Annotated in this window: 12 protein-coding genes; 6 read left to right on the top strand and 6 right to left on the bottom strand. The window is 38.8% G+C overall.

Annotation, left to right across the window (positions count from 1 at the left end; all coding sequences use genetic code 11):
* Window positions 1-49: 49 nt before the first annotated feature.
* Together AC6H0V_RS12015 and xth are read left to right on the top strand one after the other, a co-directional pair.
* Complete coding sequence (locus AC6H0V_RS12015; RefSeq protein ID WP_497560426.1) at window positions 50-670, top strand: TetR/AcrR family transcriptional regulator; 621 nt, start codon at window positions 50-52, stop codon at window positions 668-670.
* A gap of 60 nt (window positions 671-730) precedes the next feature.
* Window positions 731-1,507, top strand: coding sequence for an exodeoxyribonuclease III (gene xth, locus AC6H0V_RS12010; RefSeq protein WP_497560425.1), 777 nt, complete (start codon window positions 731-733; stop codon window positions 1,505-1,507).
* Between the two features lie 3 nt (window positions 1,508-1,510).
* Here the strand turns inward: xth and AC6H0V_RS12005 are convergent, their stop codons facing one another.
* The 3 genes from AC6H0V_RS12005 to AC6H0V_RS11995 form a co-directional block, all read right to left on the bottom strand.
* Entirely contained in the window at window positions 1,511-4,888 is a 3,378-nt protein-coding gene (locus AC6H0V_RS12005; protein ID WP_497560424.1) for a patatin-like phospholipase family protein, read from the bottom strand.
* Window positions 4,876-5,055 (bottom strand): hypothetical protein, encoded by a 180-nt coding sequence (locus tag AC6H0V_RS12000; RefSeq protein WP_497560423.1) that lies wholly within the window; start codon window positions 5,053-5,055, stop codon window positions 4,876-4,878. Before AC6H0V_RS12000 ends, AC6H0V_RS12005 begins: the two co-directional genes overlap by 13 nt.
* A gap of 154 nt (window positions 5,056-5,209) precedes the next feature.
* Window positions 5,210-6,085 (bottom strand): helix-turn-helix domain-containing protein, encoded by an 876-nt coding sequence (locus tag AC6H0V_RS11995; RefSeq protein WP_497560422.1) that lies wholly within the window; start codon window positions 6,083-6,085, stop codon window positions 5,210-5,212.
* A gap of 101 nt (window positions 6,086-6,186) precedes the next feature.
* Between AC6H0V_RS11995 and AC6H0V_RS11990 the strand changes: the two genes are divergently transcribed.
* Genes AC6H0V_RS11990 through AC6H0V_RS11980 form a run of 3 tightly spaced genes read left to right on the top strand, consistent with a single transcriptional unit; the run spans window position 6,187 to window position 10,712 of the window.
* On the top strand, window positions 6,187-7,002 hold the full coding sequence (locus AC6H0V_RS11990) for a phytanoyl-CoA dioxygenase family protein (protein WP_497560421.1): 816 nt from the start codon (window positions 6,187-6,189) through the stop codon (window positions 7,000-7,002).
* Between the two features lie 3 nt (window positions 7,003-7,005).
* Window positions 7,006-7,842 carry a sugar phosphate isomerase/epimerase family protein gene (locus AC6H0V_RS11985; RefSeq protein ID WP_497560420.1) on the top strand — a complete coding sequence of 279 codons (837 nt, stop codon included), beginning with the start codon at window positions 7,006-7,008 and terminating at the stop codon, window positions 7,840-7,842.
* A gap of 17 nt (window positions 7,843-7,859) precedes the next feature.
* Window positions 7,860-10,712 carry a glycosyl hydrolase gene (locus tag AC6H0V_RS11980; protein WP_497560419.1) on the top strand — a complete coding sequence of 951 codons (2,853 nt, stop codon included), beginning with the start codon at window positions 7,860-7,862 and terminating at the stop codon, window positions 10,710-10,712.
* A gap of 54 nt (window positions 10,713-10,766) precedes the next feature.
* Here the strand turns inward: AC6H0V_RS11980 and AC6H0V_RS11975 are convergent, their stop codons facing one another.
* Complete coding sequence (locus AC6H0V_RS11975) at window positions 10,767-11,399, bottom strand: 2'-5' RNA ligase family protein (RefSeq protein WP_497560418.1); 633 nt, start codon at window positions 11,397-11,399, stop codon at window positions 10,767-10,769.
* 191 nt (window positions 11,400-11,590) lie between these two features.
* Between AC6H0V_RS11975 and AC6H0V_RS11970 the strand changes: the two genes are divergently transcribed.
* Window positions 11,591-12,151 (top strand): arylesterase, encoded by a 561-nt coding sequence (locus AC6H0V_RS11970; protein WP_497560417.1) that lies wholly within the window; start codon window positions 11,591-11,593, stop codon window positions 12,149-12,151.
* 38 nt (window positions 12,152-12,189) lie between these two features.
* On the opposite strand, the gene AC6H0V_RS11965 is transcribed toward AC6H0V_RS11970, so the two are convergent.
* Both AC6H0V_RS11965 and AC6H0V_RS11960 read right to left on the bottom strand, forming a co-directional pair.
* A complete protein-coding gene (locus tag AC6H0V_RS11965) occupies window positions 12,190-12,822 on the bottom strand; it encodes a hypothetical protein (RefSeq protein WP_497560416.1) in 633 nt (210 codons plus the stop codon).
* Between the two features lie 244 nt (window positions 12,823-13,066).
* Window positions 13,067-13,480 carry a hypothetical protein gene (locus AC6H0V_RS11960; RefSeq protein ID WP_497560415.1) on the bottom strand — a complete coding sequence of 138 codons (414 nt, stop codon included), beginning with the start codon at window positions 13,478-13,480 and terminating at the stop codon, window positions 13,067-13,069.
* Window positions 13,481-13,594: the final 114 nt, after the last annotated feature.

The raw sequence follows: 13,594 nt of genomic DNA, 5'->3' as shown, positions 1-13,594 counted from the left end.
ACCAAAAGTAAATAATTTAGGTCATTGACCAAAATATTTTTAAAAAAAAATGATCGACACTAAGGAGAAGATAGTGGTTAAAGCTATAGAACTATTTAATAATCAAGGTATTGAGTATGTAGGGATGCGAGAATTGGCAGCAGGCCTAGGAATGCGCATTGGCAATATTACTTATTATTTTCCGACAAAGGATCATCTGGTATATCATATCTCCGAGCAATATTCCTCATCTAACGCTGCCATACATCAAACATTTGCCATTACTAATTTGTATGATTTCTTGAAAAAGGACGAAGCCCTGTTCAAAAACGCGGTCAATTACAAATGTTTAATGTTAAGTATGGTGCATTTGATGCAACAAAACCCCATCATAGCAGAAAAATATAAAACGGTTGAAAGCACGAGAAGGAGCAAATTGGAGGCTGACTTTAAAAGCCTGGTTGCAAAGCGTTTGCTGAAACCACAAACACTAGAAGAACAATGGTTTCTGGTTTCGATAAACAGTTTGGTAAACCGGTTCTGGATGTCGGAAGCTGCCCTTACGGGTAAAAGAATAGACGTTGACGGCAAAGTAGGGCATTATTTAAAGATGCTCGCATTTTTGTTCAAGCCATACGCCACAAAAAAAGGCATGGCAGATATTTCGTTATTTTTAAATGAGATGTGCTAGCAAGACTAGTCTTTGGTGGTAATTTTGTAATTTGTAACAAAGAAAATTAAGAAAGAAACGATGAAAATAGCTACATATAATGTAAATGGTGTAAATGGCCGATTGCCTGTATTACTTCGATGGCTAGAAGAAACAAGGCCCGATGTTGTTTGCCTTCAAGAGCTGAAAGCACCTCAAGAAAAATTTCCGGAGCAAGCCATTAAGGATGCAGGATATAATGCTATTTGGCACGGACAAAAGAGCTGGAATGGAGTAGCTATCCTGGCTCGAAATAAAGAGATTAAAGAATTAAGGCGAGGTCTTGATGGCGATCCGGATGATTTACATAGCCGATACATCGAAGCCATAGTTGATGGAATTGTGATTGGGTGTTTGTATTTGCCCAATGGAAACCCCGCCCCAGGACCGAAATTGGATTATAAAATGCTTTGGTTCGAACGTTTAACTGCGCATGCCGCAAAATTGCTTTCTTTTGGTTTGCCAACTGTTTTGGTTGGCGATTATAATGTGATGCCAACAGAATTGGATGTTTATAAACCTGAACGTTGGGTAGATGATGCACTTTTTAGGCCCGAGGTTCGAGCTGCGTTTAAAAATTTGGTTGATCAAGGATGGACAGATGCCATTAGGAAATTATATCCCGATCAAAAAATCTATACATTCTATGATTATTTCCGCAATGCCTACGGTAGGGATGCAGGATTACGTATTGATCATTTCTTGTTGAGCAATGAATTGGATAAAAGACTAGTAAGCGGAGCGGTTGATCGCCACGTAAGGGGATGGGAAAAAACCAGCGATCATTGCCCCGTTTGGATAGAGCTAAAAGAAGAGTAATCGTTAAAGCTCCTTTTTATTTTCTATTGAATGATAACCAAGTTTTCGGTAACTCTCGAATTGTGTCTCATCAAAAAACTGATCACCAGTAGATTGCTGCGGAAAGTCTTCGTTATTCATTTGGTATTGACGGATATCCACATCTTCATTTCCTGTAAGATTGGCTTTGATATAGGTTATTTTTCCTGACGGCTTGATATCACCAGGATAATAAATCTTTCCATTATTAACAATGTGTTTTTGAGAATTAGAAGGAAGGTCTTTATCAATTATTGCATCAATATTTATATCAATCTCTACTCCAAAATCAATTCTGCACCTTCTAATTGCATTTGCCAAACCCTCGCAACTTGCATTATGGTCTTCTTCGGCATCACATAATAAAATATAGCTGCATTTTCTCCGTATTAGTTCATAGAGACCCATGTTATCAAAATGACCTCCATCAGAAAGGCATACAAAATCGCTATCGATATCAGAAGTGCCCACCAGGTCTCCAATTAGATAACCTATCCCCAATTCTGGATCTGATTTCTTCCATTGGTCTAAACGCGGATTTCCAATCCATCTTCCCAATCTCACATTAAAAATGGTTAGCATAAAGGCAGTAGGTGATGATGAGTGGTATCCCATATTTGGGTTTACTGCCGCCCCTGAAACGGCCATTGCAGTACCTAAAGATGGCCCTCCAATTTCTGAATACTCCTTGGTTGGTCGATATCCGTATTGGAATATGCCATTTTGCGCTTCCGAGGCAGACCTTACCGAACTAAAATCAAATCCGCAGTAGAGGGGAGAAAGGATAAAAGATTCTGCTTTCCGATCCTGCCTATCAAGTGCCGAAACGGTAGTAGCATTAAGGCAGGTGTTGATAATTGGATAAGGACCATTATAGTTTGGAGAGCAGAACTGATTGAGCTTAATGTCGTCCTTGCTATCAAAACCAGTAAATTTATTGGAAGTTTGGTCGCGGTCTGTTCTTCTTCTTGTTGCACCGAGATAGGCTCTTGTTAATCTATTCCGATAAAAATGATGTAATGAAAACTCATTTACGCCCACCCTCCAACTAATGATACATGTAGAGAATCCAAGTACAATAAACAGAAGGATGTAATTGGCGATCTGGTAGTACGTGCCGCCTAAATAATTAAGCAAGCTCCTAAAAATCATGGATCCCAATAACAGAAAACCCACCATAAAAAGATATGGGGCGAAACGGATAAATATTTCTTTGTAATTAATCGTTTGTTTTTTAGTGACACTAGTTTCATCTTTGGACGAGAAAGCAAACTTAATAGCAAGCCCGATTATTGCCGTCCAGCTTGCTGCAGCAGGGAGCAATACTTTAATTTTTTGGCTCCAATTTATCGATCTAAATAAATCGGGGAGTACTAAAGCACAAAAGCAAATAACCATCCAGATTAAAATGGTTCGATGTACAAGTCCCCCAATTCTTCCCCACCATTCTCTCCTTTCATCTGAAAAGAATTTGCCCATCAGTGCCATTCGGATCACCACACAAAAACTGATCGTTTCCAGAACCAATGGAACTCCGAACATAAAAGCACATTCTTCTCTGTATTTAACCAATACGGTATTATTGTACACCAAAGCCAAAACATACCACGCTACACCTAAAATAACAGCTCCAAATCCAGATGCTACAATAGACGAAAGTACCACAGTGAGTATTTTTTCAAAAAAAGTGGCTGATCCTTTTTGAAAAAAGTAACCTCCAAATGAAGCAATAATTATCATCGCAATAAACGTTGATGCAGTAAATGGAACGAAGGTGATAGTGATGTACTGACTCACTTCATGCATTTCCGAAATGTTTTTTGAAAGCCATAGGCTGATCAGAAATGAGGTTATTATCCCCCATATAATTAGCAAAAACGGGAGTTTTGGACTAGCTCCAAATCTTATTCTTGTAGATGGGTGTTGATCGCTATCGAAAACACTCATTCCTGCCGCAGTTAAAGCAGCTCCAACGCTAAACAATATCAAACTATAAAGAAACATATTGCTACAGCAAATAGAGGTGGGGATGAAACCAATATTTCTGAGTTCATAAAAGCATGTTATGCCAACTAATAATGTGCATAACAACAGAAAAAGTACAGATAAATTTACAATTGTATTTCTAACCCAGGTCATGCCTACGGTCCATGCATCACCAGACATGATCCCATTATTTGGTGAAAGATAGTTGCTGTACATCCTTAACCACCGTATTGGTCTAACTTCCTCGCCCATCGGTTCGGCAGAGATCTTGGGATTTAATCTTAGATTTACTTTTGAGAAAGATGAGCGATGGAACCAGGAAATGAGCCATGAACCAATATATCCCCCTCCTGATACTGTAGAGATGTAATCAAAACGTTTGAGCACATCCATTTCGGCAAGTTTTTGGATTACTCCCAAATTAAAAGTCGCCGATCTTATTCCTCCCCCCGAAAAAGCAAGTCCGTAGAGATTCATCTTTTCTGCTCGCTTTAGTGGATCTAGGATTTCGGGATAATTAGCTTTGGGAATAGACCATACGCTTTCTTCTTCAACATCTTTTAACTCTATTATCCTGCTTTCCCTACTTTTCTCTATTTCATTCAACTCCTCAACAAATAGCGTTTCAAAAGGTAATGAGATTTCGTTGATGTTGAGCCGGTTAATCAGTGCCTGATCATTGGTTAAAAAAAACTCTACATTATTCTTTCGTTTATAGGGCTCTAAATTTTGCGCATTTCTTTTTGCTTTACCGCCTACAACCAAAGTCAATTCATTGTCGTGGAGAAAAGGGGTATCCCACCATTTATCATATTTATTCCTTTCACTGGTGTATTGCGCAGCGGCAGATAGATTTCTTTTATCGCTACCATTTAATCTTTCCTTTCCTTCGCCCCATACTTGATACAAGCGTTTATTATATGCTTTTTCCTTTTTTCGCCCCATTGCCATAATTACCTGTATGGGCATATATTCGAGTGCATTGGCCAATGTCATTCTGTGCTCAGGCTTATCGTAGAACACATATTTCAAGCATCTGCGCCAATGGTAAGGACTGTCTTCATTAAATCGGCTTACTTCACAACCTTTCCTTCCTTCATGCATTACAGCGGCCAGAACTTTAATTTTTTCACCAAAATTTCCTAATAAAGCGTTATCTGCCGAGCCACATTTCCAGATCAGTTCGCCGATTAATCGATCAATGGTATCTTTACTATCGCTACTTAGTTCGTCTAAATTCAGATTCTTGAAATAATCGGTATTTTTGGTTACTATTTCAATACTTAGCTCCGTATCTTTTCCTGTAATTTTACAGATATCCTGATAAACAGATAAAAAAGAAATGGCATGAGCAGAAAGGTCGGTTACAACATCCATGGCTGATCTATTAAAGGGTGATGGGTCTGAAACAGAACGCTCATCGTAAAACCTTTAAAGATTTTTTTTGAAGAATGGAAATCTAAGCTGGCAGCATTTCGAATTTGAACCACAGCTTTTCCAGTCCACAGCAGTGGTACAGGGAGATTGTTTTGAGAGCGTTTCATAAATCCTTAATTGCCTAAGGTTAAGCAACTAACGTAAATATAATAAAAGAAATTAATATACAAATTATCAGTTGGCAGTTATCAGTTGGGAGTTGGCAGTCAACAGTTAAACAGTTAACCAATCAAACAGTTAACCTCCCGATAGTCAACCCCTCTACTCTAAAATCTCACTGCGGTAAATCTTGGGGCAAACCTTATTTTTCTTTTTAAAGATTTTTGAGAGATAGGAAACGGATTCGAAACCGGTTTGATAGGCTATTTCGCTAATACTTAGGCTGGTATTATTGAGGAGCTCTTTAACCTTGTCGAGCCTTAGGTTAAGCAAATATTGATTGGGCGATAGACCTGTGATTCTCTTGAAATCTTTCCGCAGCTTCGAGTAACCTGCGGGTAAGCTGTTCACAATCTGCTCTATCTTTGCAGTGCTTGATACGGATTCTCTCAATAGGAATTTAGCTTCTTCAACCAATTTCACATCGGCATTAACGTTAATTTCGTGGTATTGTACTACCGACTGTATCAAGCCAAGGATCTGAAGTGTTGTTCCGCTTATCATTTGATGATACCCAGGGGCAGCCTGTTGGATCTGCTCTATCAGGGTATGAAAAAGTTTGAGCAATTGATCGCTTCGGCCGGTTTTGATAAAGGGATTTGCTGGATCAAAGTTCTTCATCAATAGATCTGGATAATAGCCCTTAAACCCTACCCAGTATTCTTCCCATCCGCTTTTGCGATGCGGCTTATACCGATGCCAAACCTCTGGAAACAGTATAAAACAAGTTCCTTCTTTAACTGTGCAGGATGGGGTTTTGGCCGATTCGAAAACCCCTTCCCCCATGGAAATGAAAACGAGATAATAGCCATCTAAAATCCTTCCGCTATCCCAATTAAATTTATGCGTGTCTGGATGTTGGTTATTGAGTGGATAAGATTGGTTGCTGTCTGTTTTAGTGTAGCCAACCGTAGTAATGTAGAAGCCCCAATCTTCTTCAAGTTTGCCAGATAAAAGGTATTTACTGTAATTGTTCATTGAATACACAAATATATCAAAAAGTACAAATATTTAAACAGATATTCTACGTTTTTCAATGGGAGTGTTTATAAATTTAATTTACCAAATAATAAATACCTATGAACGCTGAACTTTCCCAAGAGCAGATCCAATTTTACCGAGAAAATGGTTTTGTAGTGATCGAAGATTTTTTAAGTGCCGAAGAGCTAGAGATCTGGCGAGAGGCCGTAATGGAATCCATCGCAGAGCGAAAAGGGTTGAAAATGCCCGGTAAAGACATCAACATTAATGAAGATGATGGAATAAACAAGGATGCTGCCTATTTTAATAATGTATTTGATCAATTGCTAAATCTTTGGCAAACCAATGATAAAGTTAAAGCGATTATGTTGGATGAGCGGATCGGAAAGATGATTTCGGAATTGGCAGGGGTAGATGGGGTGAGGATTTGGCACGACCAAGCACTTATCAAAAGGCCATGGGCCAATCCAACTTCATGGCATTTGGACACTCCATTTTGGTCGTTCTCTGATCGGAGGGCAATGTCTATATGGGTAGCGCTAGATGATGCCACGTACGAGAATGGCTGTCTGTTTTTTATCCCCAAATCATACAAAGAAACGACGTTCGAAAATCCAGGAATTGGTAAAAATATGGGCGAAATATTTAATTTTTATCCCCAGTTCAAAAACTCTAAATCTGTGGCTGCGCCTATGAAAGCCGGAAGTTGCTCTTTTCATAACGGATTAACGATACATGGTGCGCACGCCAATATGACTGCCGGTTTTCGCAGAGCGATGACCTGTGCTTATATGCCTGATGGCAATACTTTTAACGGTGAACCTAATATTTTGCCTGATCCTTATTTAAAAACTTTAGCTGTTGGTGACCTTTTAAATAATGAGGAGCAAAATCCGCTTATCTACAAGAAATAAGCAATGGAACTCGACATCAATTTCTATTATCCACGATGGGGGTCTGAAATCATACCTTGGAACCTGTTTTTAGATCAAGTGCAAGCGGCTGGCTTCGACGGTATCGAGGTGTATCCCTTGCAGAGCCCTCAAGACAAACCAGAAATGTTAGCCCTTCTGGCGGATAAAGGAATGGAATTTTCGCTATTACATGCCGAAATGGAAGAGGGCAAAAATGTTGAACGGTACCTAAAGGCGCTAGAACGAAATCTATATGAACTGGTTAACTACCAGACAAATCAGATTAAACCACAGTTTATTACTACGCAAACAGGCCGAGAGTATTATACCCAAGCGCAAATGGAAGAATGTTTCGTAATATGCGACCGGATCAGCAACGAAACAGGGATTCCTATTATTCAAGAAACACACCGCAATAAATGGTCTTTTGCCGCACATGTTGTAAAAACCTACTTAGAAAAGTACCCGACGCTTAAATTAGCATTGGATATTTCACATTGGATCTGTGTGTCTGAAAGTTTTTTAACCGACCAGCAAGAGGCAATGGACTTGGCCATTAGGCATACTGTGCATCTTCATGCCAGGGTAGGGCATACCCAAGGTCCGCAGGTTAGCGACCCTAGAACACCAGAAAATGAAGAAGCACTACGCTATCATTTGCAATATTGGGATCAATGGATAGCCCATCTTAAAGCTAGCAACATATCAAAATGTACAATAACTCCAGAGTTTGGGCCATACCCTTACATGAGCTATAAAAATAATACTATTGAACCTGTTGCAAGTCAATGGGAAATTAATTGCTATATGAAAAACCTGCTTAAAACCAGGTATTGTTAAAATCAAACCAACCAATTATGAAACTGCACAGAAGAAGATTTCTACAATTAGGATCCATCACACTTGCCGGAATTCCGTTTAGCAAGCTTACTTCTAACCCATCTTGGTACCGGGATTTGGATGTAATTCCAGCTCCCTCTAATTTATATGAGGCCTTTAAAAACCCCAGCGGCCAGGCCAGACCTTATGTAAGATGGTGGTGGAATGGTAACCGTGTGGTTAAGGCAGAACTTTTACGCGAACTCGACATGTTGAAGGCTGCGGGTATTGGTGGTGTAGAAATTAATTCGATCAGATTTCCCGATACTTCAAATCCGCTTAACTATAAAGAGATGGATTGGCTAAGCGACGAATGGGTTGATATGATCAAAACCGCAGTACAAGGTGCGAAAGAGCGGGGCATTGTTTGTGATATCATTATGGGTTCTGGGTGGCCTTTCGGTGCCGAATTCCTTAAAAAAGATGAGCAGACGCAGATGATGGCTCTAGGAACAAAAAACTTTACCGGGCCTCAAAACCTTCAAATCAAAAGGAGCGAGCTGCTTGAGCTGGTTGATCCCGCATTGGCCTCAAAAAATAAAACACCATTTAAGGAACTTAGCTTTTTAAGATTGGCACCGGCCGAGCTCTCTGATCCAAGTACTGCCATAGATCTAGACAGTAAGATTAATGAAGAAACCATAACTATTGAAATCCCGGCAGGGAACCATGTTTTATATTTTTTGGTGAAAATTACGGGTTACATGAACGTAATTTATGGTGCACCCGGCGCAAATGGTCCTGTATTGAACCATTATAACAAAAAAGCGGTAGAAATGTACCTTAATAAACTGTCTGATGCCATTAAGGCCAAACTTGGGCCTATGGGTAATTTGTTCAGATCGGTATTTGTAGATAGTTTAGAATTGCAGGGTGCCAATTGGTGCGATGATATGGAAGCTGAATTTGCTAAAAGAAGAGGGTATGCATTGAGACCTCATATTCCATTTATTCTTTTTAAAACGGGCACCCACGGCAGGCCGATCAATGAAGTATATGGTTCAACATATTCGCCTGTTTTGCAAGAAGCCGTAGAACGGATCCGCTTCGATTTTGAAACCACCAAAATGGAACTGTTTAAAGAGCGTTTTTTGGATTCGTTTTTAACCTGGTGCAAGCAGAATGGGGTACTGTCTAGGGTGCAGGCCTATGGCCGAGAATATCATCCTTCTGATTCGAGCATGAGTATCGATATCCCAGAATGCGAAACCTGGATGCGCAAATATATAGGCGAAGAACTAAAAGATTATGATTATACCCAAGGCAGAGCCTATTCGCCCGTAAATAAGTTTGTAGCTTCTGGCGCCAAATTAAGTGGGAAGAAACTAGTTTCTTGCGAAGAAATTACAAATACTGAAGTAGTGTTTAATGCCACTATGGAAATGATCAAATTAACTGGTGATCAAAGCAATATATCAGGGGTAAATCATAGCATTATCCATGGATTTAACTATAGCCCGCCTGATGCTCCATTTCCAGGCTGGGTGCGCTATGGCACTTTTGTGAATGAGGGTAATCCGATCTACCCGTTCTTTAAGTTATGGATTGCTTATAAGGCCAGACTGTCTACCGTATTCCAAGAAGCAGAAATGCGTTCAGATATTGCCGTAATGCATCCCTTGGCCGACCTATGGAGCAAATACAGCGTGCAGTGGGATCCTTTTCCCGAACGGGCTCATCCAAATTATGCCCATAATGTATGGGAAGCCATTCATCAAAATGGGGGAGGCTGCGATTATGTGAGTGAGCATGTGCTCCAAAATGCAAAGTTTGCAAGCGGCAAGATGACCTATGGGCCAAGGAGCTATAAAACATTGATTGTGGTAGAGGTAGAAACCATGGAAGCCATTACAGCCAGAGCTATAAGTGATTTTGCCGCCGCAGGAGGTAAAGTGGTATTTATAGGTAAACAACCGCACCAAGCTCCTGGCTTAAAAGGCAAAGCGATGGATAAAATGGTGTTCGATACCATAAACTTGGCTAAACAAAAATATCCCGCTAATGCGCTAACCTACCCGGCACCAACAGGCGAAATATTAACTTGGTTCAAAAACCTGCAGAATGAACTAAATATCAAGCCCTTTATTAAGATGGATAAATTGAGTTCGTCGGTAAGTCAGGTTTATTATAAGCAAGGAACAACAGATTGCTACTTTATCTCCAATTACAGCAAAGATAAGCCCCATGAATTTAATGCAGAATTTGATGTGCCCATAACCAAAACTGCATGGCTATGGAATCCCGAAAATGGATCGCGTTTGCTGTACCCAATCAACGGAGCGAAAAATAAACTGCACATTAAACTAGGGCCTGCAGAGTCAAAATTGATAGTTTTTGATACCAATACCAAAGGTGAAAGGTATCAGATTGCGAAGCCAGATCAAAAAAGTGCAATTACGCTCACCAATCCTTGGAAACTATCGTTAAATCACATGGACGGTTCGAAAAAGGAAATGAAACTGGATACTTTGGTTGATTTCAAGAGCGATGCTGATCTAAGCGTGTTTGGAGGTGTGGCAATTTACGAAAGCACACTGGCAGTAAAAGACGCAAGCAAGGCCAATTATTTAGACCTGGGCAAGGTGCATGGAGTTAGCGAACTGATCATTAATGGTAAAAGTTTGGGCGTAAAGTGGTATGGGGATAGGTTGTATCCCATTGCGGGGAAGGTTAAAAACGGAAATAATTCCATCATCATTAAAGTAACAACTACCATGGGTAATTATATCGGCTCCTTAAAAACGAACAAGGATTCCATTAAATGGATCAAGAACAAGAATCAGCCGGTATATTCTAATGGAATGTTGGGGCCAGTGAAGGTGATGGCTTAGAGAATGAAAGAATTAGAAAATAGGTTAATTAGCAAATGTGAGATACAATTCGACTTAGCTCAGATCTAATATTAGTTGTTCCTCCTTATACCCATTAAAAATAAAATCCTGAACGGGCTTGTAATTTCCTATAGGTTTTAGATCCATTGGGTCTAATTCCCTTTTAATTAAGTGTATCTTACTTACTTCAAAAGAGGCCAAAAATTCTTCTTTTTGCCATCTTTTCCAGGCCAGTTCATATTGGTTTTGGGTCATTCCCCGTGCAATGGTAAGATGAGGTTTGGTAATGAAACTAGGTTTTAATATTGCTGAAATCTCAAGTAGATTTTTAAATTTTGTTCTCATATCCTTTACAATTGCCACGACATCCATTGTAGAATCCAGTTTTGAATAAATGGTGTGCGGCTCAAAACTTCCAAAGCCATTTAATGCAATTGCGAAAGGGGTAACATTTTTCACGAACTTTTCAAAACAGTTTACAATCCTGAATTCTGCACTTTCATAGTGAAGAAATTTAATCATGGTTACATGCGGCTTTAGATGTGCAGCGTTTTTACAGCCGTATTCTTCACTAAAATAGGTCTTGATCTGGATGATTTTATTTCTAACTATTTCATCGGGCGAAATTATAAGTAGGTATTCAAATAATTTCTGTCCCTCAAAATGTTGATTTATCTTTTTTTTCATACTAAATATCTTAAGATTAACAAATTATGTAATTCAATATTACTAATATTTTTAGTAATACGCAATTAAAATTAACTGTAAATTAATTTGCAATCAGTTACGCAGAAAACTTTTTTCGGATAAATAAGCAGCCTGAATAGCTTTATTTAAGGACTATACAAACCTTTTTACGAATAATAGGTTGTGTAGGCATGAAGAAAATTCTTTTTTTTGGTGATAGTTTAACGGCGGGTTATGGGTTAAGAAATGCTCATCTTGATTCTTTTCCGGCATTGATCCAGGGCTTTATCAATGAGAGCGGTGCAGATTATCAGATTATTAATGCGGGGATTAGTGGAGATACCTCTGCAAGCGGGTTAGCACGCATAAACAAAACGATAGATCAGCCTATTGATGTATTTGTATTGGCTTTAGGTGCTAATGATTTGCTTCGGGGAATTTCTCCAGAAACTACTTTTACTAACCTAAAAGCAATTATTGACCGAGTTATAGCTAAATATCCACACGTTAAACTGCTCTTATTGGGAATGGAACTTCCAACCTGGGTGCCTGGAAAACGGGTAGATGATTTTAGAAATCTGTTCAAGAAGTTAGCAGAGGAATACCACATGGCATTCCTTCCGTTTCTATTAGAAGGCGTTGCTGGTTCAAAACAATTAAATTTACCGGATGGGTTGCACCCTTTGGCAGAAGGCTATCAGCTTATCGCAAAAAATGTATGGGCTGTGCTTAAAGATGTAATAAATAGCTAAGGGCATAGCGCATGGCGCAAGGAACAGTGGTTTCTAATCTATTTTGAGAGAGAGTTTATCAGTTTTATTACATCATCAGCCTTATTAAAATCTATTTTATTTTCGATTACAAATTGCTTAATTTCTTTGGTCTTACCCGGGTAGAATGCCGATACTGAATTCACATTTGATAAGATTACAAATTGGCTCCCTTTTTTCAGATATAGGATGTTTTTAGGAATAAACCGGTATCCGGGCAGATCAAAACTGTACATTCTATTCTCCACTTTAATAGCCGTAGTGGAGTGGACACTGGTTTGGGTAGTGCCTAATCCGGTATCAACTGGCGGTGGGATGGCTTTTGTGGTACGACGGATATAGAGCTGCCTATCGTTTAGATTTACAACTTGGTAAAAAACATTCTCAATGGGGATAAACTTAAGCTCCTTAATGTAAATGGTATCAATGCTTCCTGTTTCGGCAATAGCCAATGCGGTATTGCCACGGAGATAAATCATTTCTTCGGTAGCAATGTTATAGTTTAATTTGACGTTAACATTCGGACCAGTCTTAAACTTTACCAAAGCATCTTCATAAGTAGCAAAAAGATAATTGCTATTCTTCTCGTCCTGTGCTTCAGCACTAGTACCTACGGAAGCAAAAATTATAATTGCCAGTATTGCCTTTTTCATCAGAAAAAATTAAAATGATAAATGAAGATACTAAATTTAAGGCTTATCCCGATAATCTCACAGCGATTCCTATGGAGCTATCGGAGATTACTAATGACATCACGCTGTGACGAAATACTGCAAAAATCTACTAAACCATGATTTTAGCTAGATTATGGATTAACATAAGCTTATGCCAATAAAAAAAGCACCAACTATTGCTAATTGATGCTTTTCATTTGATAGGGATAAAAATATAGGCGATCTAACTATCCCTCTTGACAAGAGATGGAGATCTGTCTCTATCCTGAATTTTCTTTCTAAGATCATTCAATAATTTTTGGGGTGCCTTTGATATCAGTATGAATGCAGCAAGCGTTAAAATAATCTGTACAACAATGAGATAAGTGGCCAATGAATTCATGCCAATACTTTCGTGTGCATGAATTAATCTGTAAATATTTCTGAAAATTAATATCACCAGCAAATATTTTCCAAACTCAAAACGACGTCTAATCAAAATAACTGAAAAATAACGTAGCGATAAAATTAGTGCTGAAATTATCAAATCCGCAACTTCGTCTAACCCACGGATAAAAATAACTGCAATACCAATCACAAAGGTGATAAACACCAAATTGGACGCAAGTGCATGGTAATCGATAAATTTAACTTTCATGAGCACTATAAATCAGAGCATTACGATAATTGCAAATATCGCAATTTCTTTTTCTTTTTCAAAAAGAAAACACATAGAATGATAATTTGTTTAATTTATTAGAAGTTTCCATTA

Source organism: Pedobacter sp. NO84, assembly GCF_059703915.1.
The sequence above is the reverse complement of the archived record's forward strand: the minus strand, read 5'-3'. Positions and strand labels throughout refer to the sequence as shown.